The following is a 23,991-nucleotide window of genomic DNA, read 5'->3' on the forward strand; positions in this document are numbered from 1 at the left end:
ATTTTCAAGCCGTTGTAGACGGGCTTCCGGCAGCCTTTTCTTGCCGGGGGAGGCAGGGTAAACTGCGCCTACTTTTAACTGGCATGTAACATAAAAACAATGAAAGTCCTGACCGTCGATTATCGCTCCCCCGATGCGGCCGAGCGCTTCACCGAATCCCTGCGCACCACCGGCTTCGGGGTGCTGACTCACCACCCCATCCCGAAGGAGCTGGTGCAGTCCATCTATGACAACTGGTATCGCTTCTTCATGAGCGAACAGAAGCAGGATTTCCTGTTCAATCGCGAGACCCAGGACGGCTACTTCCCGCCCTCGGTGTCCGAGGTGGCCAAGGGTCACAGCCAGAAGGACATCAAGGAGTACTTCCACATCTATCCCTGGGGCCAGATGCCGGCAGAGCTGAAAGAGCAGGCGATGGAGTACTACCGCCTCGCCAACGATCTGGCCGCCGAGCTGCTGGGCTGGGTGGAGCAGCACACCCCGGGCGACATCGCCGCCCACTACAGCTGCCCGCTCTCCTCCATGATCGAAGAGAGCCACAAGACCCTGCTGCGGGTGCTGCACTACCCGCCCTTCGACGGCACCGAGGAGCCGGGTGCCATCCGCGCCGCCGCCCATGAAGACATCAACCTGCTGACCATTCTGCCCGCTTCCAACGAGCCGGGCCTGCAGGTGAAAGGTTCAGACGGGGAGTGGATGGATGTGCCCTGCGATTTCGGCACCCTCATCATCAACATCGGCGACATGCTGCAGGAGGCCTCCCGCGGCTACTACCCCTCCACCACCCACAGGGTCATCAACCCGACCGGGGGCAGTGCCGCCAAGTCCCGCATCTCCTTGCCGCTCTTCCTGCACCCCCGTCCGGACGTGGTGCTCTCGGAGCGTCACACCGCCCACAGCTATCTGATGGAGCGGTTGCGGGAGCTGGGGGTGATCTAATCCCGCCAGACCCGAGCAGACAACAAACCGGAGCATACCCGCTCCGGTTTTTATTTTGTGGCACGATTGGTGGGTTATCCGAATTTTATTTGTTAATGATGCTAAAAACTGAGTTTTATATCGGATATACGCCGAGTGATTGCGCGCCCGCGGGCGTACTCTGAGCGCCATTTCGGGCCTCGCTGGCAGGCCTTTCGCGTGGAGTTCTTATGAAGCAGTCCCAATGGTCATCCCGGCTCGGTTACATCCTGGCCGCCGCAGGTTCCGCGGTCGGTCTCGGCGCCATCTGGAAGTTCCCCTATGTCACCGCCGCCAACGGTGGCGGCGCCTTCCTGCTGGTCTTTCTGTTGTTCAGCTTCACCCTGGGGGGGGGCGGTGCTGATGGGGGAGACCCTGATCGGCAGCCTGACCCGGCGCGGGGTGGTGGGCGCCTTTGGCGAACTGATGGGCAAGCGCTGGCGTTGGGTCGGTGCCATGGGCTTGCTGTGCAGCCTGCTCATCTTCTGTTTCTACAGCGTGGTGGGCGGCTGGACCCTGGGGTATACGGGCATGGCCCTGGCGGGGGAGCTGCAACAGGGGGACGGCGCGGCACTGACCGCCCGTTTCAACGACTACGTCGGTGATCCGCTCTGGCCGGTGCTGACCCACCTGCTGTTTGCCGGCTTGACCTGGTGGTTCGTGCGGGGCGGTGTGCAACAAGGGGTGGAGCGCACCCTGCGCTGGATGATGCCGGCCCTCTTCATCATGATCCTGCTGCTGGTGGCCTTCGGCCTCACCCTGCCGGGCGCCATGGCCGGGGTGCGCCACTTCCTGATGCCCGATTTCAGCAAGCTCGGCATGTCGGGTGTGCTGGACGCCATGGGGCTGGCCTTTTTCTCCCTCTCCATCGGCCTTGGCATCCACACCACCTATGGCGCCTACCTGCCTTCCAGCGAAGGGGTCGGTCGCTCCAGCCTCTGGGTGGTGCTGCTGGCGAGCGTCATCGCCGTGCTAGCGGGCCTGATGATCTTCCCGGTACTGGCGGCGACCGGTATTGACCCGGCCTCGGGCCCGGGCCTCACCTTCATGACCATGCCAGCGGTGTTCCAGCAACTGCCCTTCGGCCAGGGGCTGGCGGTGGTGTTCTTCTCTCTGCTGGTGGTGGCGGCGCTCTCCTCCTCCATCTCCCTGCTGGAGCATTTGCAGTGTTTCCTGTGCGAGAGCCTGGGCTGGTCCCGCCGCGTGGCGTGCAACCTGGTCATTGCCCTGGTGATGGCGGGTGGCATCCCGGTGAGCCTGTCGTTCGGTCCCTGGGCCACCCTGACCCTGTTTGGCAAGAATATCTTCGAGTTGCTGGACTTCATCACCTCCAACCTGATGATGCCCCTGTTCGGGCTGGCCCTGACGCTGCTGCTGGGCTGGCGGCTCGGTCGCCAGGCGCTGCCCGAAGGGCTGGCTCCCCACTGGCGGGCCCTGCTGATGGGCTGCTGGCGCTGGCTGGCTCCCCTGCTCATTGGCGGCATTCTGGTGCGCGGCCTGGTGTAGGGAGGGTTGGTCATCTGTGCCACTCCCCGGCCGGGCTGGCTGGGGAGTGGGGTGGCAGGATTGACTCTTTATAAAAATCTGTCAATTAAAAATAAACAGAGCAACAGTCTGTAATCTCGATATTTTGTTTTGATTAAATCTGTTTTTGGTTCTGTTTTAGACTATTTCCTGTCAACTTCTCTTGCCATGGTTTAGGCTGTGGCTCCTTTTTACCGTGCAGGCGTCGCCCTCCCCATGTCACCCCTTATCGCTCTCTGTGGCCGATTTAGCCCCTTCCTGGAGAGGTGACCTTGCAGGTGTCGTTTGTCTGACTGTTCATTGCAAAGGTCGCCCTCAGGCGGCCTTTTTTGTTGCGGCGCACACCGCGTCTAGCCATGGAGTATCGAACTGATGTTGTCTTGCCCGGAGGTTGTATGAGCCAGGTTCAGTGGTCTTCCCGTATTGGTCATGTGCTGGCGGCCGCCGGCTCGGCGATCGGCCTTGGCGCCATCTGGAAGTTTCCCTATGTGACAGCCACCAACGGGGGCGGTGCCTTCCTGCTGGTGTTCCTGCTCTTCAGCTTCACCCTGGGGGTCGCGGTGCTGGTGGGGGAGACCCTGCTCGGCAGCCGCAGCCAGCGCGGCGTGCTCGGCGCCTTCCACAAGCTGGTGGGGCCGAACTGGCGCTGGATGGGTTACATGGGGATCCTGTGTGGCTTCTTCATCTACAGCTTCTACAGCGTGGTGGGGGGCTGGACCGTCGGCTATGCGGCCCTGGCCGTGGGCGGCGAGCTCAACCTGAGTGAGGCGAGCACCCTCACCGCACTCTTTACCGGTTATGTGAGCGATCCCCTCTGGCCGGCCCTCACCCATCTCGTCTTCGCCGGGCTCACCTGGTGGTTCGTGCAGGGAGGGCTGCAACAGGGGGTGGAGCGGGCGCTGCGCTGGATGATGCCGGCCCTGTTCGTGATGATGCTGCTCCTGGTGGTGACCGGGCTCTCCATGCCGGGGGCCATGGCCGGGGTACGCCAGTTCCTGATGCCCGACTTCTCCCACCTGACGGGGCAGGGGGTGCTCGACGCCCTGGGGCTGGCGTTCTTCTCCCTCTCCATTGGCCTCGGGGTACACACCACCTATGGCGCCTACCTGCCGAGCAGTGACGGGGCGCTGCGCTCCGGGGTCTGGGTGGTCACCCTGGCGAGCTGCATCTCGGTGCTGGCGGGGCTGATGATCTTCCCGGTGCTCGCCTCCACCGGTATCGATCCTGCCGCCGGCCCCGGCCTCACCTTCATGACCATGCCGGCGGTGTTCAACCACCTGCCGTTCGGTCAGGGGCTGGCGGTGATCTTCTTCCTGCTGCTGCTGGTGGCGGCGCTCTCCTCCTCCATCTCCATGCTGGAGCACCTGGTGCGCTTCACCACCGAGGAGTGGGGCTGGTCGCGCCGCAATGCCTGCCGGGTGCTGACCCTGCTCATCATGGCCTGCGGCATTCCGGTCAGTCTGTCGTTCGGGCCCTGGGCGGACTACACCCTGTTTGGCAAAACCCTGTTCGATCTGCTGGATTACCTCACCTCCAACCTGATGATGCCCCTGTTCGGTCTGGTGCTGACCCTGCTGCTTGGCTGGAAGCTGGGGGACAGTATTGTGCCTGCGGATCTCTCGCCGCTGATGCGTGGCGCGCTGCTCTGGTGCTGGCGGCTGGTCGCCCCCCTGCTGATCGCGGGGATCCTGGTGCGAGGCTTGTTGTAACGCACCAGCCAGGGCGGCATGCACCGCCCTGGATGGCTACAGGCCCTGGTGGGGACCGAGGGGCGGCAGTTTGGGGGCCAGATGGGATCTCACCTGTTGCAGGGTCTCCCGATAGGCGTTCCCATGGTGCTCCAGGAAGGCGGCACTGTGGTTGAGACGCTGCTCCAGCCTGTCCACCAGGCGGGCCACCGCCGGGGCCGCCATGCCGGCGGGCCAGCACTGGGTCAGCAATACCAGCAGTTGCCAGGCATCCCCCGCCTGGGCCGGAAATCGCTCCTGCAGGGTCAGTGCGCTCTGCACGGCGAGCTGGAGCTGACCCGTGGTCATGGCCCGTTGCCGCTCCTCGCGCAGCTGGGTCAGCTGCTGCTCCCGCTGCGCCAGTTGCCGCGCCAGATCGTCGACCACCTGCAAAATGAGCCCCTGCAGCAGCGGGGTCTGTGCCACCGGCCCCTGATACTGGCCGAGCTGGGCCAGATAACGCTGGGCATGGTGGGGAAGCCCGCAGAACTGGCTGACGGCCACCCCGAGCAACTGGTTGAGGTGATTGTCCCGCGCCGCCTCCGGCGGGTGCTTGGCCAGCAGCATCAAGGCGTCATCGAATCGATAATCCAGACCCAGCATCAGGGCGCGCAGCAGCCCCTCCTCGTGGGCACGCAGGGTCACGGCCTGCTGACCGAGCTCCTCCAGAGCCTGCTGCAGCCCATGAATTCTGGCCTCTCCCGGTGGATGCCAGAGCACCGCCAGGGTCGCATCCAGCAGGCAGCGTTCGACGGAGTGGCGAAACGTCTGTTTGGGGAAGTAGCGCAGGATGAAATCGGTGGCCTGCGCCAGCACCTGATCTTCATCCCTTCGCAGCAAGGCCAGCAAAATGGCCACCTGGCGCCACTGCGGCTGCCAGGGGCAGCGTTGCAGCAAGCCTGACAAGGTTTCCCAGGCAGGATCCCACTGCGCCTCGTGCAGTTGACAGGCGAGAACCAGCGCCTGATGGATGACGGGGGGCAGTCGCTCCCGGTTGCGGGCCAGATCCTTGTGGGCACTCTCCACCCGGTTCAGCCCGAGCAGGGCCTGGTTCAGCCCCTGGCGCGGCCACCAGGCATCGTGCTCCGTGGTGCAGATGGCGTAGTGCTGGGCGGCCTGCACCCGTTCCCGGGCTTGCAGCAGCATGTAGCCCTTTACCCTGTCCATCTGTGCTTCCAGCCCCTTGTGGCTAGCGTGCCGGTAAAGCAGATCCTCGCACTGGGCGCAGGCGCTGCGCCACTCCCTGAGCGCCATGGGGGTGGCCAGGGGGCGGGTCACCGTGGTCAGTGTCAACAGCGCTTGCAGGCTGTGCGCCAGCTGCTCCGTGGTGAAGGGCACGGCCAGACGCAGGGCGAAATAGAGGTCGGAGGGGGGGAACTGACCGGTGTCCTCGTCCTGCTCCAGCAGCAGGAGCACGCAGCCGGGCGCGAGCAGGCCCAGGTGGTGTGCTTCATGCAGCAGCCTGACTCCCTCGTGGGCCTGGTGGTGATACTGGCGGCAAAGAATGGCATCGAAGGCGTGCTGGCGCAGCAGGGCGGGCAGGCTTGCTATCTCTTTGCAGTGAAACAGCTCGGTGGGGGGCAGCCCCAGATCACTCAGTCCCTGGGTGAGGGTCGAGCCCATCATGGCATCGTCTTCGATGAGGAGGATCTGCATCTTTGACGCTCCTTCGCCGGTCGGGGGTGGCGAGGTTGGATTCAAAGTTAGCCTTCACTCTCCCGCGAGAGCCAGAGGGGGTCAATACCCCACCTGGGTCAGGGATGGCTCAGTGCCGGCCTTGGGCGGGGCAAAGATAGCATCACTGAAGGCCGGGCCCCCTGGCCGAGAAGGGGCAGTCCCGCTGGGGGACACGCAGCTCCCCGGCTCCCGCCTTTCCCTGCCAGGCGAGCTCGAGCTGGCCCAGGCGCCCGAGGCGGCGCAGCTCGAACTCGTAGCGCAGGCAGGGGTTGTCGGTGGGCAGCCGTGTCATCCCGGCGGGCAGCCGGTAGTCGTAGTGCAGCAGGGGGCCATCTTGCAGTCGGCTCTGCACGGGCACCAGCCCCTCCGCCGTCGGTGCGGGGGCCTTGAGATAGCGGCGCAGTGCCACCGGGGCGTCGATGGCTTTTTGATAGTGAAGGCCGTTCATGGCTGCCAACTCCTCCTCCAGCCGCGTCAGCTCCCCCTCCAGTCCGCTCAGGGCGGCGCCAAGCTGTTGATGGGCCGGGGAGGCGCAGCCTCCCAGCAGCAGGGTCGTGATCAGCAGGGCGGGACGGACGGCGGACATGAAGGTTCCTCGGGTGCCAGGGTCAATGACTATAGCAGGGGATTGGTGGGCGGCGTGCCCCTCAGCAGCCCGGCGAGGCGCTCCAGCCCTTCGGCGACGCGGGCGTCGGTGGCGGGCTGGCTCAGGCTGAGGCGTACTCCCTGCGGGGCGGCAAACTGGCCGGCGGCGAAGTGTTCTCCGCTGGCGACCCCCACGTCAAGGGCGTTGGCGGCCTCCGCAAACTCCTGGCTGCGCCAGGGCTCGGGCAGCGGCAACCAGGCGTGCATAGACCCCGGCTGCCAGCGCGCTCCCGGCAGCAGGTGGCGCAGGAGCTCACCCCGGCGCGCCAGGATTTTTCGCTGGTGTTCGATGAGCGGCATGATCTGGCGCTGGCTCACCAGCTTGCAGGCCAGCTCGATGAGCAGCGGACTCACCATCCAGCTCGACAGCCGCATCGCCTGGGCGAAGCCGTTGCGAAGGGCGGGAGGGGACAACACGAAGCCGACCCGCAGGCCGCCGCAGGCGATCTTGGCGAGACTGCCGAGGTAGATGACCCGCTCCGGTGCCAGGTTGACCAGCGGCGGGAGCGCACTTTCGGGCAGCAGGCCGTTGACGTCATCCTCGACGATCAGCAGATCGTGGCGACGGGCGATGGCGACGATGGCGTCGCGCCGCGCCAGGCTCATGGTGGCCGTGGTGGGGTTTTGCAGGGTGGGGGTGAGGTAGAGCAGCTTGGCCCGGCGGGTACGGCACGCGGCATCCAGCGCCTCTGGCAGCAGTCCCTCCTCATCCATCGCCAGTCCCACCACCTGATTCTTGAGCTGGCGTGCATTGCCCAGCATGCCGGGGTAGCTCAGGCCCTCGCAAAACAGGGTCTCTCCCACGCAGCCGGTGGCCAGCAGGGCCAGCATGATGCCGTGCTGGGCCCCATGGCTGAACAGCAGGCGATCTTCGCTCGCCGTGATGCCCTGCTCGGCGAGCCAGTCGACGAACAGTTGGCGCTGTGCGGGGCGTCCCGCCTCCTTGTCATAACCGAGCAGGCCGTTGAGATCCCCCTGCGCCAGCTCGGTGAGCAGGGGCCTGATGATGGCGCCCCTGTCCAGCTGGACCGGGAGGTTCTGCCACAGCTCGATGCGCTGGCTGTCTTCATTGCGGATCACCCATTCGTTGGCGGGATCCGCCGCTCCCCTGACCCAGGTGCCGTGCCCGACCCGGGCCGCCAGCAGGCCCCGTCGCTCCGCCTCGGTGTAGGCGCGGGTGACGGTGCCCACGGTGACCCCCAGCTTGTCTGCCAGGGCCCTGTGGGTCGGCAGCCGGGTCTCGGGTGAGAGAATGCCGGTGGCGATGGCCTGCTCGATGGCCTTGACCAGTTTGAGGTAGAGGGGCCCCTCGAAAGGGGTGAGGTCGGGCGTCCAGATTGTCATGGTGACAATAAATCCATTGATCCAAGATTGTCCGCAATATAGCGTGATTATCAGTCTTTACACAACCAACAAGCACACATTGTATCGGTACAATGTGGCGAGAAAGGAGTCTCCCCATGACCATCGAATGGTATGCCACCCTATTTGGCTTCGCCCTGCTCACCTGCGGTACGCCCGGGCCGAACAACCTGATGTTGACGGCGTCCGGTGCCAACTTCGGCGTGCGTCGCACCCTGCCCCATCTCATCGGGGTGGCGGTGGGCCAGCCTGTGCTGCAACTGGTGCTGGCGCTCGGCTTCTATCCGCTGTTCGAGCGCTGGCCCCTACTCAAGCTGAGCCTGCAGGTGCTGGGCAGCCTTTACCTGCTGTGGCTGGCGTGGCGCATCGCGGTGGCAGGCGCCCCCGGAGATCCCGCCAGCCGTGCCCGGCCCTTGACCCTGCTTGAAGGGCTGGGCTTCCAGTTCCTCAATCCCAAGGCGTGGATGATGGGGATCTCGGCCATCAGTCTGTTCAGCCTGCCGGGGAGCGACTACTGGCCGAGCATGTGGGGTATCATGAGTGTCTTCCCCATGGCGGGGTTCCCGGTCTGCTTCGCCTGGGTGATGTTTGGCCATCAGCTCAGCCGCTGGATCAACTCGGACAAGGGGTGGCGTCGTCTCAACGGCAGCCTGGGTGCCTTGACAGCCCTGTGCGTGGTGATGCTCTGGTATTAACAGCACCTTGATTATTCATGCAAAGAAAATGCATTGCTGACCTTGTCGTCAGGGCGTCGGCTCTGCATATTAGGAGGCTTGCCGTATCTGAACGAGGTTGAGATGGATCTGAACTGGTTGCTCCCCCTGGCGGGCTTTGCCCTTATCACCTGTGGCACGCCGGGCCCCAACAACATGCTGCTCACCAGTGCCGGGGCTGCCCAGGGGTTTCGCCGCTCCGTGCCTCTGCTGGTGGGGGTGGTGGGAGGCATCAACCTGATGATCCTGGCCACGGCCCTGGGGCTTGGGGTGGTGTTCGAGCGTCTGCCCCTGCTGCACGACGGCCTCAAGCTGGTGGGGTCGGCCTACCTGCTCTGGCTGGCCTGGAAGGTGGCCAACGCCAGTGGCCCGGCGGAGGGGAACCGGCCGCTCATCCCGGCCCATCAGGGGGCCATGCTGCAACTGCTCAATCCCAAGGCCTGGATGATGGCGCTCTCCGCCATCAGCGGCTTCACCCTGGCGGGGGAGGCTTACTGGCCGTCCGCGGGCTGGGTGCTCGGCATTTTCTTCGTGACCGGCCTCTATACCGGTGCCTTCTGGGTGCTGTTCGGTGCCCAGGTGCGCCGCCTCATCCGCACCGCCACCGGCTGGCGTCGTTTCAATCTGGGCATGGGGCTCGCCACGGCGGCCTGCGTGCTGATGATCTGGGTTTAGGCCTCGGCCTGAGCCTTTACCGGCTGTCTTGTTGGCCCTTCGGGGCCTTTTTTATTGCCGGGGCGGTGCAATCAAACGCGCCCCCTGAGGGATTGCGGCATTGGTTTGCATCATCGGGTTACATAAGGAGATCCCATGAAATGTATCGGTCTGCTGGGTGGCATGAGCTGGGAGTCCACCGTCAGCTATTACCAGGCCCTCAACCGGGGGGTACGCGAGCGGCTCGGCGGTCTGCACTCGGCGCGGGTGCTGCTGAGCAGCGTGGATTTTGCCGGGATAGAGCGGTTGCAGCACGCCGGTGACTGGCCCGCCACCGCCCGTCTGCTGGCGGCCGAGGCCAAGGCCATCCAGGCCGGTGGCGCCGATTTTCTGCTGATCGGGACCAACACCATGCACAAGGTGGCGCCGGAGATCGAGGCCGCCATCGACATTCCCCTGCTCCACATCGCCGATGCCACGGCCCATCGCCTCCAGGCCGACGGGGTGACCCGGGTAGGCTTGCTCGGCACCCGCTTCACCATGGAGCAGGATTTCTACAAGGGGCGGCTCCAGGAGCGCTTCGGGCTGGAGGTGCTGGTGCCTGATGACGCTGCACGGGAGCGGGTGCACCGCATCATCTATGACGAACTCTGCCTCGGCGACATTCGCGAGTCGTCTCAGGCCGAGTATCTGGCCATCATCGCCGATCTGGCACAGGCCGGTGCCCAGGCGGTGATCCTGGGTTGCACCGAGATCGCCCTGCTGGTGGGGGCGTGCCAGGCCGCCGTGCCCCTCTATGACACCACCGCCATCCACGCCGAAGCCGCGGTGACGCTGGCCCTTGCCTGATGTGGTGCGGGCGGGGTGAGGGGGCGCCCCTCTCGGCGCCCCGCCTGTTTTTTCCTCCTTTCATAACTGTGAGTCAGCCTTCATTTCAGCAGGGCTGAAGCCGTTTTTATTGTCAATCGGCTCACATTTCCTCCGTTTGTCTCTTGAGTCCGGGGCGTCAGGAGCCTAGTTTTCGATCACTGAAACGATTCAGCTTTCACAAAAACAAGAGACACGAGGATAAATCCATGTTGAAGAAACTCTCCATTGCCGTGCTGCTCGCCCTGGGCGCCACCGCGGGTCACGCCGCCGAATTTCTGCTGACCGACTCCCAGCAAGGGCTGGATGTGGGTGACTGGAAGATCACCAGCGAGAAGCTCGGCATCAAGAGCCCGGTTCCCTTCACCATCGAGAAGAAACGCCTGCACGGCGGCCGCCAGGAAGGGGTGGATCTGCTCATCGTCGACAACGGCGTCATGAAGATCACCCTGGTGCCGACCCGCGGCATGGGGATCAAGGAGGTCAAGGCGGCGGATCTGCGCCTCGGCTGGGATTCACCGGTCAAGGAGGTGGTCAACCCCGCCTTCATTGATCTCGAGAGCCGTGGCGGCCTCGGCTGGCTCGACGGCTTCAACGAGATGCTGGTGCGCTGCGGCTACGAGTGGACGGGTCATCCCGGAGTGGATGACGACGGCCGCCTCAAGAGCCTGCATGGCCGGGTGCAGAACATTCCCGCCTCAGTGGTCAGCGTGACCGTGGACGAAGAGCCGCCCTATGCCATCCACGTGCTGGGCCGGGTGGACGAGCGCACCTTCAAGATGAGCGAACTGGTCACCTGGACCCAGCTGAGCGTGGTGCCCGGTCAGGCGGAGTTTGCCCTGCAGGACAAGCTGACCAACCACGCTGACTACGAGAACGAGTACCAGATCATCTATCACGGCAACTTCGGGGCTCCCATTCTGGAGGAGGGAGCCAGGGTGAGCACGCCGGTGAAGCAGATCTCCCCGTTCAATGACTACGCCAAGGCCGGACTCAAGGGTTGGCAAACCTATCTGGGGCCCACCAAGGGCTTCGACGAGATGGTGTTCAACCTGATGCCCTACAGCGACGCCGACGGCAATACCCTGGCAGTGCTGAACAACCGGGCCGGCAACGCCGGTGTGGCGGTGGGCTACAACACCCGACAGCTGCCGGTGCTGACCCTGTGGAAGAACACCGACACCCGGGCCCAGGGCTATGTGACCGGCATCGAACCCGGTACCAGCTATGCCTACAGCACCAAGTACCAGCGCCCGCTCGGGCTGGTCCCCAAGATCCAGCCGGGGGAGACCAAGACCTTCGATCTGACCTATCGCCTGCTGCAAAATGCCGACGAGGTGAAGCAGGCCCTGGCCCAGGTGGAGAAGATCCAGGGCGGTCGGGCCACCGAGCTGCGCGAGCAACCCCTGGTCAAGCTCCCATAAGGGAGAGACCCCCAGCAAAAAGCCGCTCCATGAGCGGCTTTTTCATATCAGGCCCGTCGATCAGACGTGGCTGTACATGGCTTCTATCTCGCGCTGGTACTTGGCCTCGATGATCTTGCGGCGCAGCTTCATGGTGGGGGTGATCTCCCCGAGTTCCATGGAGAAGGCGCTCGGCAGCAGGGTGAACTTCTTCACCTGCTCGAACTTGGCCAGCTCCTTTTGCAGATCCTGAATGCGGGCCTCGAAGAACTCCATCACCCGGGAGTGGCGCAGTAGCTCGGTCTTGCACTGGTACTGCAGGTTGATGGAGCGGGCGTACTCCTCCAGGGACTCGAAGCAGGGCACGATGAGCGCCGACACGAAGTGGCGGGCATCGGCGACGATGGCAATCTGCTCGATGAAGCGATCCTTGCCGAGGGTCCCCTCGACCAGTTGCGGCGCCACGTACTTGCCGTTGGAGGTCTTCATCAGCTCCTTCAAGCGCTCGGTGAAGTAGATGTTGCCCTCGTCATCCAGCTCGCCTGCATCGCCGGTGCGCAGGAAGCCATCCTCGGTCATCACCTCGGCGGTGGCCTCCGGCTTGTTGTAGTAGCCACGCATCACGGTGGGGGCGCGCACCAGCAGTTCGTTGTTCTCGCCGAGTTTCACCTCGATGCCGTTTAGCGCCGTGCCGATGGAGCCCAGCCTGAACTGGGTGTCTTCATAGCAGCAGACGGTGGCGGTGGTCTCGGTCATGCCGTAGCCGTACTTGAGGTTGAGCCCCATGGCCTGGAAGAAGAGATTCACCTCGTCCGCGAGACGGGCGCCCGCCACCGGCAGGAAGCGGGTGCGACCGCCGAAACGGGCGCGCAGCTTGCGAAACACCAGGCGCTCGGCAAGCCAGAGCTGGCCATAGAGCAGGGGAGAGGCGGACTTGCCCGCCTGACGGATGGCGACCATCTGCTTGCCCACCCGGGTGGCCCAGCCGAACAGGGCGCGGCGCAGGCGCGGCGCCTGGGCGACCTTGGCCTGGATCATGGCGTAGGCCTTCTCGTAGAGGCGAGGCACGGCGCACATCACGGTGGGCTTCACCTCGCCGATGACATCCATCACCTTCTGCGGGTCGCGAATGTAGACGTTCTCGGCGCCGCAATAGAGCACGTAGTAGCTCCAGGCGCGCTCGAACACATGGCTCAGCGGCAGCATGCAGAGGGAGACATCCTGCTCGCTGAGGTCGAGGCGAGCGTCATGCATTTCGAAGCAGGCGGCCATGTTGGCGAAATCGAGCATGACCCCCTTGGGTTCGCCCGTGGTGCCCGAGGTGTAGATGAGGGTCAGCAGGTCGTCCATGCGGTAGTGGCGCTCGCGCTCGCGCAGCACCTGCTCGCTGGGTTGGTGGTTGCCGGAGACGAGGAAGGTCTGGAAGTGGCTGGCCGAGGCGCAGCCGCGCAGATCGACGGTGCCGTCCAGGGCGACGATGTGGCTTATCTCGCCGCTGTCGATGAGGTGCAGCGCCTGATCGAACTGGGGCTGCTCCCCCACGAACAGCATCCTGATGCCGGCATCCTTGACGATGTAGCGCAGCTGATCGAGGGTGCTGGTGGGGTAGATGGGCACGCTGACGCCACGGGCGGCCAGGATGCCGAGGTCGGCCTGGGTCCACTCGGGCATGTTGCGGGCATAGATGCCGACCATCTCGCCGGACTGGTGGCCCGCCCGGATCAGGCCTTGGGCGCAATAATCCATGGCCTGACCCAGGGTTCGCCAGCCGATGGCGCGCCATTGGCCATCCTGCTGGACGCGCAGGGCGGCCTTGTTGCCAAGGCGGGCAATACGCTCACGCATCACTCTAACCAGATGAAACTGCGACATCTCACGCATCCTCAAGTAACAGTTGTGCGCCCGCAGGGGGCACCAAAATCGGGGCTGGAGTTTAAACTCTAACATTACAGCTTACAAGTGTGCGCCATTTGTCCTGGATCACAAAGTCGTCAACCAGATGAGAGTGAGGCATGATAGGGGGCAGGGATCGGATTCATTCAGGGAGTTGCACCATGAATATCGGGATCAAGAGCCTGTTCACCGGCGTGTTGCTGCTGTTGGCGGGGGCAGGCGCCCTCTGGTATCTGCTGGGGGGCGCGGGGGAGCAGGAGAATCCCTGGCTGAGCGGCGCCGAGGGCTATGAGCAGGCGCAGCGGCTGGCGCTGAGGGAAGGATACCCCTTGCTCTACGTGATCGAGCGCGCCAAGTGCCGACGCTGCAAGGCGCTGAATACTAGGCTGTGGCGTGCCCCCGAGATGCAATCCGCCCTGGCGGGGCTGGTGAAGGTGCGACTTAACCTGGATGCGGGGGATGGCAGCGAGCACATTCTGCGCCGCTTCCCCCAGGTTGCGACGGCCCCTGGCATCTATGTCCAGCGACCGGGTGAGCCGCTTCGCCCCATCAAGATCGCGGTGGATATCGAACAGATCTGGATGCCCGGCGTCACCTATGGTCGCGGCTTCTTCATGCCCCTCTCGGGAGCCGCCTTCGAGGCCGTGCTGAGGGTGACCCTGAGCCTGGAAGACCCCTCCATCGACAACGCGCCCCTGCCCTGAGGGGGAAGCGAAGCGGGGGAGTCTGGGAGGTCAGAGGGGGTGTTGCCCGCTGACGGCGGTCTGCAGCGGGTTGTCAGCCGAAGTCGAACAGACGGGACATCAGCACGGCATCCTCCCTCTCCTGCCCGGTGCCATAGTAGTCGGCGCGGCGGCAATATTCGGCAAACCCCTCGCTCTCGTAGAGGTTGATGGCGGTGCGGTTGCCGGCCCTGACCTCCAGGAACCAGGCCTCGGCCTTGCCGGCCTTGCTGCGGGCCAGGTACTCCCTGAGCAGCGCCCGCCCCAGCCCCTTGCCCTGAAAGTCGGGGTGTACGCAGATGTTCATCAGGGAGCTGTCTCCCGCCACCAGATCCGAGATGTAGAAACCGGCCGGTCGTCCGTCCACCAGCATCAGGCCGTTGAGATAGCGCGGCCCGAAGCAGGAGAGCAGGTTGGCCTGGCTCCAGGGCTCCTGGTGGGCGGCCTGCTCGATGGGGTAGATGGCTTCGAAGTCCGATTCGAGCAGGGGGCGAAAGTGGGGCAAGAGGTCAGACATGGTCACTCCGGACGGGATTCAGGCTTGCGATGGACACCATGGCCGTGCCATGGTCGTGAGCATCAAGGGGTGTGGCGCTGCCGGCACTGCTGCCAGAGGGCGCGCTTGTGCGCCCCATCGGGCTTGAGCGGGCAGACCAGGGCATCGGGCCAGCGAGGGTCCGGCGCCGTCAGCCAGAGCAGGGGCGAAGCGCCCCCTGCTGGCAGGGAAGGCATCTCGGACAGCAGGGAGACCTCGTCTGTGCCAAGGCCGAGCCAGCGGCAGATGTCCCCGAGCAGGGAGGGCGCGGGCAGCGTCTCTGCCAGCAGCCAGAGCTTGCCGGTCGGCAGAGGGGCAGTCTCCTGCGGGGCCAGCACCTCGTCGGCGGGCGTGTTTCCCGGCTGTGCGGCGCCGTCGGGGCTGGTGCCTCCCGCCAGGAGTCGGCCTCTTTGTTGCCAGAGGGGGATGCCCATGCGGGCCAGGATGCGCTGGCGCAGCGGGTCCAGCAGGGGATCTTGCATGGCGAAGGCTCACTCTTGATCTGCGTTGGGGTAAATAATGATGCGCAGAGTACACTCTCGCGGGATTTGCTGCACCCCGGACGTGCGCTTTTCGCCCTGTGGCGATGGCAAACGAGCGCCTCCCCGGGGGCAGAGATGACAGACAATGAGAGTGGGGCGGGGCCAGAGGCCGGACCCCGTCAACACGGATGACCTATCAGCTTCGGAACTGTGCCTATGCCGCCTTTAGCCCAGAATACTGTTCGTGCCACCCCCATTCATGAGCGCCTGCCACGGCTCCTTTCCGCCCTTGGTGAGGGACTGTATGAGCGCCAGGATGCCCTGCGGCTCGGCCTGCTGGCGGCCCTGAGTGGCGAGAGCGTCTTTCTGCTGGGCCCCCCGGGCATCGCCAAGAGCCTGATCGCGCGGCGCCTCAAGCTGGCGTTTCAGGATGCCCGCCATTTCGAATACCTGATGACCCGTTTCAGTACGCCGGAGGAGGTGTTCGGCCCCCTCTCCATCCAGGCGCTCAAGGAGGATGGCAAGTACCTGCGGTTGACCAGCGGCTACCTGCCGGAGGCCGAAGTGGTCTTCCTCGACGAGATCTGGAAGGCGGGCCCCGCCATCCTCAACACCCTGCTCACCGCCATCAACGAGCGGCAGTTTCGCAACGGCGACAGCCAGCACCCCATTCCCATGCGGCTGCTGGTCACCGCCTCGAACGAGCTGCCAGCCCCGGACAGCGGGCTGGAGGCGCTCTACGATCGCATGCTGGTGCGGGTCTGGATGGACAGGGTACAGGAGAAATCCAACTTCCAGGCCATGCTGGCGAGCGATGGCCAGTCCCATCAGAACCTGACCCCCTCGGTGCAGATTCGGGGGGAGGAGTACGACGCCTGGCAGGATGCCATCGAGCAGGTGCGCCTGCCGGACGCCTGTTTCGAACTCATCTACCAGCTGCGCCAGCAGCTCGACAGCCAGCTCGGGCACGGCTGCTATGTCTCGGATCGGCGCTGGAAGAAGGCGGTGCGGCTCATCAAGGCGAGCGCCTTCTTCAATGGCCGCGACGAGGTGGCTCCCCTGGATCTGCTGCTGTTCAAGGATTGCCTCTGGCACGACGAGGCTTCCCGCACCGCGCTGCTGGAGATGATCGGCGAGTTTTCCCGCCTCTACGGCTACCAGCAACTGGCGCTGACCCGGGAGCTGCTCTCCCTGCGCGAGCAGTTCAAGCAGTTGCAGGGGGCGGTCGCCCTGCGCATCGGCTGCAAGGCGGTCAAGCGCAAGCAGTGGTTCGGCCGCCGCGCCCGAGGCACCGAACTGCCGCTGGCCAACGCCAGGCCGTTCGGCAAGCTGGTGCATTTCCAGCTGCTCACTCCGGCGCCCCTGGATGGCAGCGATCCCGAGCGCCTCACCGGCACCCTCACCTTCGATCGCACCCTGCTCTCTCACTGGCACCCCACCGGGGAGGCGCTGGTGGGCTGGCCTCTCGGCAACCCCAAGGAGGGGCACTACGAGCTGGTGCTGGACGAGCAGTTGCGGCTGCACGTGCTGGATATCCAGCGCCAGCCCGTGCCCCTGATGCTGGTGGAGCGCACCCCCATCCCCGAGGTGGTGATGGCCCCCTGGCTGTCGGCCCTGGACGACCTGACGGGCCAGGTGAACCGGGTGCTGCAAAACCTCAAGGGCCAGCGCAACCTGTTCGACCGTCACCAGCCCCATCTGTTCGTGGGGGACCACTGGCTGCGTCAGGTGGAGGACAGCTTCTTCGTGCTGAACCGGGACCTGGAGCGGCTGGGGGCCGAGCTGCAGCAGTGGCGGGATCGTCTGCCTCTTCTCGATGCACAGGGGTGACGTCGCGTCTGACGTGGGATTGGTGAAATAAACAGGATGAAAAACATGTTTAGTCAGCATGATACTCCATCACATCTCAACGTCCGGGGTGGCCCATGCTAGAGATCGGCATGATGGACCTGGGGCTGCTCATGGGGGAGGGGGAGCTGGCGGGGGAGATGGCGCTGCTGCTTGCCTCCACCCCCAAGATCTCCGAGTTCCTCAAGCGCTCGCCCCTGCAGGGGAAGCTGCTCAGAAAGCGAATCCAGACCTGGAGCGAACAGCTTGGGGAGGAGATGCGCCACAAGCCGGTGCCGGTGGCCCTCGAGCGGGAATACCTGCTCTATCAGGCCCACCGGCAATTGCCTCTGCCGGAGCTGGTGGGGCGCCTGCCTGCCTTGCTGGAAGCCCTTGAGCAGCACAGCCCCTTTGCGGGGGATGCCCGCAGCCTGGTGCGCCAGATAGTGGCCCAGCCCACCGAGGGGCTGCGCCAGCTCTTCATCGAGAAGTGGCGCGCCAGCCTGGTGGGCAGCCTGTTGCAGTTGCAGCAGCAGATAGCGGAGGCGGAGCGGGAGAAGCAGCGCCAGGAGATAGAGGATCAACTGCTGGCCAACCGGACCCTGGCCGATGCCCTGGATCCGCACCAGATCTCCGCCGGGGGGCTCTGGGATCTGGCCCAGGGGAGCTGGCACAAGCGCAGCCTGGCGCTGGTGAAGCAGTACGCCCGCATGTTGCAGCAGGAGCCTCTGCTCGCGGAGATCGCCGCCCTGCTTGGGCGCAGCGAGCGGGAGCGGCGCAGCGAGGACAGGACGCTGCCGCCGGTGCCTGTGCACGAGCTGGAGGAGGTGCAAAGTGACGATGTGCCGGACGATCTGGTGGGGGTGCACCCGGCCAGCGATCTGATGCGCCTCCTGCCGAGCGAGGCGGTGATGCTGGCGCTGCCGGAGCTGGAGCTGGAGTTCTATCGCCGTTATCTGGAGCGGCGCCTGCTGAGCTACCAGTCGCGGGGCACCCTGCCGCGCCAGCGTCTGATGCTGCGCTCCCCCGAGCAGGGAGGGCAGGAGGTGCAGCCGCGGGGCCCCTTCATCGTCTGCGTCGATACGTCAGGTTCCATGGGGGGCTATCCGGAGGAGTGTGCCAAGGCGCTGTTTCTCGCCCTGCTCAAGGGGGCGATGGAGGAGAAGCGGGGCTGCTATCTGATGCTCTTCTCCACCGAGGTGGCGACCCTGGAGATCACCGCCGACACCGGGCTTGAGAAGGCGGAGCGTTTTCTCTCCATGAGTTTTCACGGGGGGACCGATCTGGTGCCCTGCCTGGAGCAGGCCCTGACCCAGCTTGAACAACCCGCCTTTGCCAAGGCCGACGTGCTGGTCATCTCCGACTTCATCGCCCAGAACCTGCCCCACCCCCTGCTCGAGCGGATGAACCGGCGACGGGCGCAGCAGACACGCTTCCATGCGGTCGCCATGTCCCGTCACGCCAAGGCGGCCATTTTGCGGGTGTTCGACAACAGCTGGCTGCTCGATTGCGGCCTGCGTGGACGCCTGCTGCGGCGCTGGCAGCGCCATTGAGGGCGCTCAGGCTCAGAGAGTGGGCCTGTGGTAGAGGCCCCGTTCGTTGACCTGCTCCTGATCCAGCAGCGGCTGACCGCTTGGCTGGGCAATGCAAAAACCCCGCTTGCCGCTGCGCTTGACCCTGTACATGGCCTGATCCGCCCGGGCCAGCGCCGCGCCGAAATCGTCCTGGGGCCGGATGGCCGCAATTCCCATGCTCAGTCCCACCGAGGCGTCCCCGTTGGGCAGCTCGAAGGGGGTGGCGATGGCATCGATGCACTGGCGGGCGAGGTGGCTGGTGCGGGGATCGTCGCACGCCCAGGGCAGCAGCAGCACGAACTCGTCCCCGCCGATGCGCCCCAGCCGTACCTCCTCGCCGCAGCAGTGGCGAAGGCGCTGGGCGAGGGAGACCAGTAGTTCGTCACCTGCCCGGTGGCCCAGGTTGTCGTTCACCAGCTTGAAGTCATCGAGATCGATGAAGCAGATGGCCTGGTACTCCCCTGGAAAGTGGCGGTGCAGCGCGGTGCGGTTGAACAGGCCGGTGAGGGGATCCCGGTGGGCAAGCTGGGCGAGCTGCTGCTCGTACTCCTTCTCGTGGGTGATGTCGATGTGGGTGCCCATCACCCGGACGGGGTTGCCCTGATCATCCCGCTCCACCACCCGGCCCCGGTCCAGCACCCAGGTGGTCTTGCCATCCTTGGCGATCATGCGGTGCATCGCCTGATAAAATGGGCTCTTGCCCTCCAGATGGTCGAAGAAGGCCTGCAGCACCTGCTCCCTGTCCTCCGGGTGCAGGTGGGCGCGCCAGACGTCGAAGTGGGCCGACAGCTCCTTGGGCTGGTAGCCGAGCATGGAGCCCCAGCGCCGGTTGAAGATGATGAGTTTGCCGGTGGGCACATGGTTCTGCCAGATGCACAGGCCGGTGCCGTCCATGGCTGCGTCCAGCTTCTCCCGCGCGTCATCCGCGATGCGTTTGAGACGCTCGTTCTCCAGCAACAACCTGTCGTAAGCCTCCCTCAGCTCCTCGTAGGTCATTTCTCATCCCTTCCCCTGTTCGAAAGCATATATAGTCGATGCACTCTCTCCTTCTGTAAAGAAGGAGATAGGGGAGGCTCTCGTTCGATATGAGGCGTTTTCTCACCCTCTGGCGGCTGTGCGCCCAGAGTCTGTGGGGATATGATGACAGTGGTGAGCGCGGCGTCCGGCCAGTGAAGAGGAGAAAATGTCCGCATGAAGATCCTGATGGGAGGTGGTCTGTTGCTGGGGGTTGCCCTGGCCCAGGCGACGCCACTGGCTGGGTACGAGTTGCAACTGGCGTTGCAGCGACTGGAAGAGTCGACGATGCCGGTGCAGGTGTTTCGCGAGCGCGTCGCCGCCCTGACTGCCGGATAGGCACACTATCCGCCCGAGGTGCAGGGCCGCCTTGCCCGGCTGCAGTGCTGGGCCCAGCCGAGTGAACGGGACGAGGAGTTTCGCCGCGCGGTGGCGTTTGCCGAGCAGGAGCAGGAGCTGGCGCAGGCCCGTGCCCGCAAGGACAGGGTCACCGAGGTAGGGTTGCTCGCCTGCCGCGGGTATCACCGGCAACTGCTCGGCAACATGGCCGGGGCCGGGGAGGATTACGACGCCGCCCTGACCCTGGCTCGCCGGCTCGGGGATGAGCGCCAGCGTGCCGACATCCTGAGTCTGCGGGGGGAGATGTACTCCTACCAGGGGGAGCTGGCGGAGGGGCTGATGGATCTCATCGATGCCCACCAGCGCTACGAGGCGCTCGGGCTGGAGGCCAAGGGGCGCGAGGGGCTCGCCAATATTGCCAATGCCTATCGCAGGATGGGGCTCTATGAGCGGGCCGAGAGCTACTTCAACGAGCTGGAACACGACTACCGGCAGCTCGGGGACGAGGAGCACCTGGTGGACATTCACAGCCAGCAGGGGCTCCTCTACATCGACACCGAAGAGTACGACAAGGCGCTGCCCCTGATGGCCGAAGCGGAGCGTTACTATCTGGGGTCAAAGCAGGAAGGAGTACTGGCCTGGAGCCGGATCGAGCTGGCCACAATCCTGCAGAAACAGGGCAAGCCGGACCAGGCCATGACCAAGCTCGATCAGGCGGCAGCCTCCCTTCATCAGGGGGAGGGGGCGGACAGCGTCACCCTGGGCCACTGGCACCTCGTCATGGCCGAGGTCCTCGAGGCCCTGAACCGTCCCGGCGAGGCGCTGCGGCACCTGGACGAGGCCGAGCCCATCTTTACCCGGGAGCAGAACCTGCGCTTCCTCGCCCGGGTGCATGAGACACGGGCCCGGGTGCTGGAGCGTCAGGGGCATATCCAGTCGGCCCTCACCAGCCTCAAGACCTATGTCGAGACCCGCCAGGCCCTCGAGCTCAGATTGCGGGAGCAGCGCTCCTTGCAGATGCGTTTCGAGTTCGATCTCGCCCGCAAGGAGCTGGAAAACCAGAGCCTCAGGTCCCAGCAGCAGTTGCAGGCGGAGAAACTCAAGCAGTTGCAGGAGCGGCGCTACTGGCAATACCTGGTGGTGGCCCTGCTGCTGGTGGTGATGGGTACCCTGGTGGTGCACCAGCGCGGGCGCACCCGCAAGATGCAGCGCCTCGCCATGACGGACGAACTGACCGGCATCCACAACCGGCGCCAGATCCAGGCCAAGGGGCGCAAATGGTTCACCCAGGCGCGGGAGGAGGGCAAACCCCTGTGCGTGCTGCTGCTGGATGTGGATCACTTCAAGAAGGTGAACGACCAGCTGGGCCACCACGTGGGGGACAGGGTGCTCACCGCCGTGGCCCAGTGCATCGAGGAGCAGTTGCGCAGCCTCGACAGGGTGGGGCGCAACGGCGGCGAGGAGTTTCTGGTGCTGCTGCCGGATACCCTCCTGGGCGAGGCCGTCGAGGTGGCGGAGCGGATCCGCCAGGCCGTCGCCCGTCTCGAGATTGAGGGGGTGCCTGCGGATCATCCCATCCGCATCAGCATCGGCTGCGCCCAGTACAAACCCGAGGATGACAACCTGGGCGAGCTGGTACGCCGGGCCGACGAGGCCATGTACGAGGCCAAGCTGGCGGGGCGCAACCGGGTGATGACGGCCCGGTGAGGCCGACTCCGGGCCCCCGTGATAGCGGGCTGGGTATTTTTCACTCGCGCGGGTATAATGCCGCGCAATTTTGCTTTGATCCGGGGCCAGACCCATGTAATGCAACGCGCTTCTCCTGTCTCCACCGGTGGTCACTGACCCGCCCGCGTGGTGTCGTTGTCTGCATGGGCGCCCTGATTCCAAGGTGCTGTCCCGCATTTTTCCCACGGTGGCTCCAGGCCGCCGCTCAATAGAAGAACGTTGAATTATGTCAGCTGAATTTCTGAGTGAAGTCTCCAAGAGACGCACTTTTGCGATCATCTCGCACCCGGATGCGGGTAAAACCACCATCACCGAAAAGGTCCTGCTGTTCGGACAGGCCATTCAGCGCGCCGGTACCGTCAAGGGCCGTGGCTCGGGCCAGCACGCCAAATCCGACTGGATGGAGATGGAGAAGCAGCGCGGTATCTCCATCACCACTTCCGTGATGCAGTTCCCCTATGCCGACTGCCTGGTCAACCTGCTCGATACCCCGGGTCACGAGGACTTCTCCGAAGATACCTACCGTACTCTCACGGCGGTCGACTGCTGCCTGATGGTCATCGACGCCGCCAAGGGTGTTGAAGACCGGACCCGCAAGCTGATGGAAGTGACCCGTCTGCGGGATACCCCCATCCTCACCTTCATGAACAAGCTGGACCGCGAAGTGCGCGACCCGATGGAGGTCATGGACGAGGTGGAGCGCGAGCTCAACATCATGTGCGCCCCCATCACCTGGCCCATCGGCTGCGGCAAGTCCTTCAAGGGTGTCTATCACCTCTACAAGGACGAGACCTACCTGTATCAGAGCGGTCAGGGCCACACCATCCAGGAGAAGCGGGTGGTCAAGGGGTTGAACAACCCCGAGCTGGACGCGGCCATCGGCGACGATCTGGCTGCCCAGCTGCGTGGCGAGCTGGAGCTGGTGCAGGGCGCCTCTCCCGAGTTCGATCACGACGCCTTCATCGCCGGCGAGATGACCCCGGTCTTCTTCGGGACCGCCCTTGGCAACTTCGGTGTCGACCACATGCTGGACGGCCTGACAGACTGGGCGCCAGCCCCCATGCCGCGCAAGGCCGAGAGCCGCGAAGTGGTGGCGACTGAGGAGAAGTTCTCCGGTTTCGTGTTCAAGATCCAGGCGAACATGGACCCGAAACACCGCGACCGTATCGCCTTCATGCGTATCGTGTCAGGTACTTACAGCAAGGGCATGAAGATGCGCCACGTGCGCATCGGCAAGGACGTGAACATCTCCGACGCCGTCACCTTCATGGCCGGTGACCGTGAACAGGCGGTCGAGGCCTGTGCCGGCGACATCATCGGTCTGCACAACCACGGCACCATCCAGATCGGCGACACCTTCACCCAGGGTGAAGATCTCAAGTTCACCGGCATCCCGAACTTCGCACCTGAACTGTTCCGCCGTATCCGCCTGCGTGACCCCCTCAAGCAGAAGCAACTGCTCAAGGGGTTGGTGCAGCTCTCCGAAGAGGGGGCGGTGCAGGTGTTCCGTCCGCTCATCAGCAACGATCTCATCGTCGGTGCGGTCGGTGTGCTGCAGTTCGACGTGGTGGTCTCGCGCCTCAAGAGCGAGTACAACGTCGAGGCCATCTACGAGGCGGTCAACGTCGCCACCGCCCGCTGGGTGGAAGGGACCGACGTCAAGAAGTTCGAGGAGTTCAAGCGCAAGAACGAGGTCAACCTGGCCCTCGATGGGGGTGACAACCTCACCTACATCGCGCCGACCATGGTCAACCTGCGCCTGGCCCAGGAGCGTCACCCGGACGTTCACTTCCGCCAGACCCGCGAACACTGATCACCCTGCCCGCACCCAGCGGGTGGCTGATGACCAGAGAGACCCCGCTTCGGCGGGGTTTTTTGTTATGGGGCCTGTCATTGGAAGGGGCGGCGATCCCCATCCGGGGCTTGATGAATGAATAAAAATCAAGGATAAGTGATTTAAATTTCACCCATGGAGAGAGACATGTCCGTCACCCAACCCGTAGAGGCGCAGTTTGCCGCCTACAATGCCCACGATCTCGATGCCTTCGTGGCCTGCTTTGCCCCGGATTTCAAAGGCTATCGCATGCCGACCGAGACGCCGAGCACAGTCGGCAAGGGGGCGCTGCGGGCCTTCTATGCGGAGCACAGATTCAACAACCCGCTGCTCAAGGCCGAGCTGCTGTCACGCACCGTCTTGGGCAACAAGGTGTTTGATCACGAGCTGATCCATGGCCTCTCCCTTGAGCCCATCGAGAGCGTGGCGGTGTTCGAGGTGAAGGAGGGTCTTATCCAGACCGCCTGGTTCTATTTCCCTTCCTGAGCGCCGCGACACGGGCCTGCCGGCGACA

Annotated in this window: 20 protein-coding genes and 1 pseudogene; 14 read left to right on the forward strand and 7 right to left on the reverse strand. The window is 64.6% G+C overall.

Annotation, left to right across the window (positions count from 1 at the left end; translation table 11 throughout):
- Positions 1–99: 99 nt before the first annotated feature.
- From J9893_RS10360 to J9893_RS10370, 3 genes and pseudogenes are all read left to right on the forward strand, one after another.
- Positions 100–939 carry a 2OG-Fe(II) oxygenase family protein gene (locus tag J9893_RS10360; protein WP_010672899.1) on the forward strand — a complete coding sequence of 280 codons (840 nt, stop codon included), beginning with the start codon at positions 100–102 and terminating at the stop codon, positions 937–939.
- Between the two features lie 209 nt (positions 940–1,148).
- Positions 1,149–2,463: pseudogene (locus J9893_RS10365) on the forward strand (sodium-dependent transporter).
- A gap of 413 nt (positions 2,464–2,876) precedes the next feature.
- The gene (locus J9893_RS10370) at positions 2,877–4,190 is read left to right on the forward strand and encodes a sodium-dependent transporter (RefSeq protein ID WP_041211033.1); all 1,314 of its coding nucleotides are present in this window, start codon (positions 2,877–2,879) and stop codon (positions 4,188–4,190) included.
- A 36-nt stretch (positions 4,191–4,226) separates the two neighbouring features.
- Here the strand turns inward: J9893_RS10370 and J9893_RS10375 are convergent, their stop codons facing one another.
- The 3 genes from J9893_RS10375 to J9893_RS10385 form a co-directional block, all read right to left on the reverse strand.
- Positions 4,227–5,864 (reverse strand): hypothetical protein, encoded by a 1,638-nt coding sequence (locus tag J9893_RS10375; protein ID WP_210600636.1) that lies wholly within the window; start codon positions 5,862–5,864, stop codon positions 4,227–4,229.
- Between the two features lie 142 nt (positions 5,865–6,006).
- Positions 6,007–6,471: a hypothetical protein gene (locus tag J9893_RS10380; RefSeq protein ID WP_210600634.1), complete on the reverse strand. Its 465-nt coding sequence runs from the start codon at positions 6,469–6,471 to the stop codon at positions 6,007–6,009.
- A gap of 29 nt (positions 6,472–6,500) precedes the next feature.
- Positions 6,501–7,874 (reverse strand): PLP-dependent aminotransferase family protein, encoded by a 1,374-nt coding sequence (locus J9893_RS10385; protein ID WP_042016518.1) that lies wholly within the window; start codon positions 7,872–7,874, stop codon positions 6,501–6,503.
- A gap of 116 nt (positions 7,875–7,990) precedes the next feature.
- On the opposite strand from J9893_RS10385, the gene J9893_RS10390 reads away from it, so the two are divergent.
- From J9893_RS10390 to J9893_RS10405, 4 genes are all read left to right on the forward strand, one after another.
- Positions 7,991–8,587 carry a LysE family translocator gene (locus J9893_RS10390; RefSeq protein ID WP_039039402.1) on the forward strand — a complete coding sequence of 199 codons (597 nt, stop codon included), beginning with the start codon at positions 7,991–7,993 and terminating at the stop codon, positions 8,585–8,587.
- A gap of 102 nt (positions 8,588–8,689) precedes the next feature.
- Positions 8,690–9,280, forward strand: a complete 591-nt coding sequence (locus J9893_RS10395) for a LysE family translocator (RefSeq protein ID WP_010672906.1) — start codon at positions 8,690–8,692, stop codon at positions 9,278–9,280.
- 135 nt (positions 9,281–9,415) lie between these two features.
- Entirely contained in the window at positions 9,416–10,108 is a 693-nt protein-coding gene (locus tag J9893_RS10400) for an aspartate/glutamate racemase family protein (RefSeq protein ID WP_210600632.1), read from the forward strand.
- Positions 10,109–10,335: 227 nt separating this feature from the next.
- Entirely contained in the window at positions 10,336–11,550 is a 1,215-nt protein-coding gene (locus J9893_RS10405) for an aldose 1-epimerase family protein (RefSeq protein ID WP_210600630.1), read from the forward strand.
- 60 nt (positions 11,551–11,610) lie between these two features.
- Here J9893_RS10405 and J9893_RS10410 read toward each other — a convergent pair whose 3' ends face one another.
- Complete coding sequence (locus tag J9893_RS10410; RefSeq protein WP_210600628.1) at positions 11,611–13,401, reverse strand: long-chain fatty acid--CoA ligase; 1,791 nt, start codon at positions 13,399–13,401, stop codon at positions 11,611–11,613.
- Between the two features lie 182 nt (positions 13,402–13,583).
- On the opposite strand from J9893_RS10410, the gene J9893_RS10415 reads away from it, so the two are divergent.
- Positions 13,584–14,126 (forward strand): thioredoxin family protein, encoded by a 543-nt coding sequence (locus tag J9893_RS10415; protein WP_210600626.1) that lies wholly within the window; start codon positions 13,584–13,586, stop codon positions 14,124–14,126.
- Between the two features lie 73 nt (positions 14,127–14,199).
- On the opposite strand, the gene rimI is transcribed toward J9893_RS10415, so the two are convergent.
- Positions 14,200–14,649 carry a ribosomal protein S18-alanine N-acetyltransferase gene (rimI, locus tag J9893_RS10420; RefSeq protein WP_029313700.1) on the reverse strand — a complete coding sequence of 150 codons (450 nt, stop codon included), beginning with the start codon at positions 14,647–14,649 and terminating at the stop codon, positions 14,200–14,202.
- A 74-nt stretch (positions 14,650–14,723) separates the two neighbouring features.
- Positions 14,724–15,161, reverse strand: a complete 438-nt coding sequence (locus J9893_RS10425) for a hypothetical protein (RefSeq protein WP_210600624.1) — start codon at positions 15,159–15,161, stop codon at positions 14,724–14,726.
- Between the two features lie 216 nt (positions 15,162–15,377).
- On the opposite strand from J9893_RS10425, the gene J9893_RS10430 reads away from it, so the two are divergent.
- Positions 15,378–16,991 (forward strand): ATPase RavA domain-containing protein, encoded by a 1,614-nt coding sequence (locus tag J9893_RS10430; protein WP_201895115.1) that lies wholly within the window; start codon positions 15,378–15,380, stop codon positions 16,989–16,991.
- Positions 16,992–17,086: 95 nt separating this feature from the next.
- Positions 17,087–18,541 carry an ATPase RavA stimulator ViaA gene (gene viaA / locus J9893_RS10435; RefSeq protein ID WP_029313704.1) on the forward strand — a complete coding sequence of 485 codons (1,455 nt, stop codon included), beginning with the start codon at positions 17,087–17,089 and terminating at the stop codon, positions 18,539–18,541.
- Between the two features lie 12 nt (positions 18,542–18,553).
- Here viaA and J9893_RS10440 read toward each other — a convergent pair whose 3' ends face one another.
- Entirely contained in the window at positions 18,554–19,558 is a 1,005-nt protein-coding gene (locus J9893_RS10440; protein ID WP_210600622.1) for a sensor domain-containing diguanylate cyclase, read from the reverse strand.
- Positions 19,559–19,753: 195 nt separating this feature from the next.
- On the opposite strand from J9893_RS10440, the gene J9893_RS21645 reads away from it, so the two are divergent.
- From J9893_RS21645 to J9893_RS10455, 4 genes are all read left to right on the forward strand, one after another.
- Positions 19,754–19,915 (forward strand): hypothetical protein, encoded by a 162-nt coding sequence (locus tag J9893_RS21645; RefSeq protein ID WP_234839593.1) that lies wholly within the window; start codon positions 19,754–19,756, stop codon positions 19,913–19,915.
- An 18-nt stretch (positions 19,916–19,933) separates the two neighbouring features.
- Positions 19,934–21,622, forward strand: a complete 1,689-nt coding sequence (locus J9893_RS22065; protein WP_270830011.1) for a diguanylate cyclase — start codon at positions 19,934–19,936, stop codon at positions 21,620–21,622.
- A 244-nt stretch (positions 21,623–21,866) separates the two neighbouring features.
- Positions 21,867–23,456, forward strand: coding sequence for a peptide chain release factor 3 (prfC, locus tag J9893_RS10450; RefSeq protein WP_089503670.1), 1,590 nt, complete (start codon positions 21,867–21,869; stop codon positions 23,454–23,456).
- A gap of 168 nt (positions 23,457–23,624) precedes the next feature.
- Positions 23,625–23,963: a nuclear transport factor 2 family protein gene (locus tag J9893_RS10455; protein ID WP_104451827.1), complete on the forward strand. Its 339-nt coding sequence runs from the start codon at positions 23,625–23,627 to the stop codon at positions 23,961–23,963.
- Positions 23,964–23,991: the final 28 nt, after the last annotated feature.

The sequence above is a fragment of the Aeromonas sp. MaB10011B genome, assembly GCF_017939325.1.
In the GTDB taxonomy this organism is placed as follows: domain Bacteria; phylum Pseudomonadota; class Gammaproteobacteria; order Enterobacterales; family Aeromonadaceae; genus Aeromonas; species Aeromonas caviae.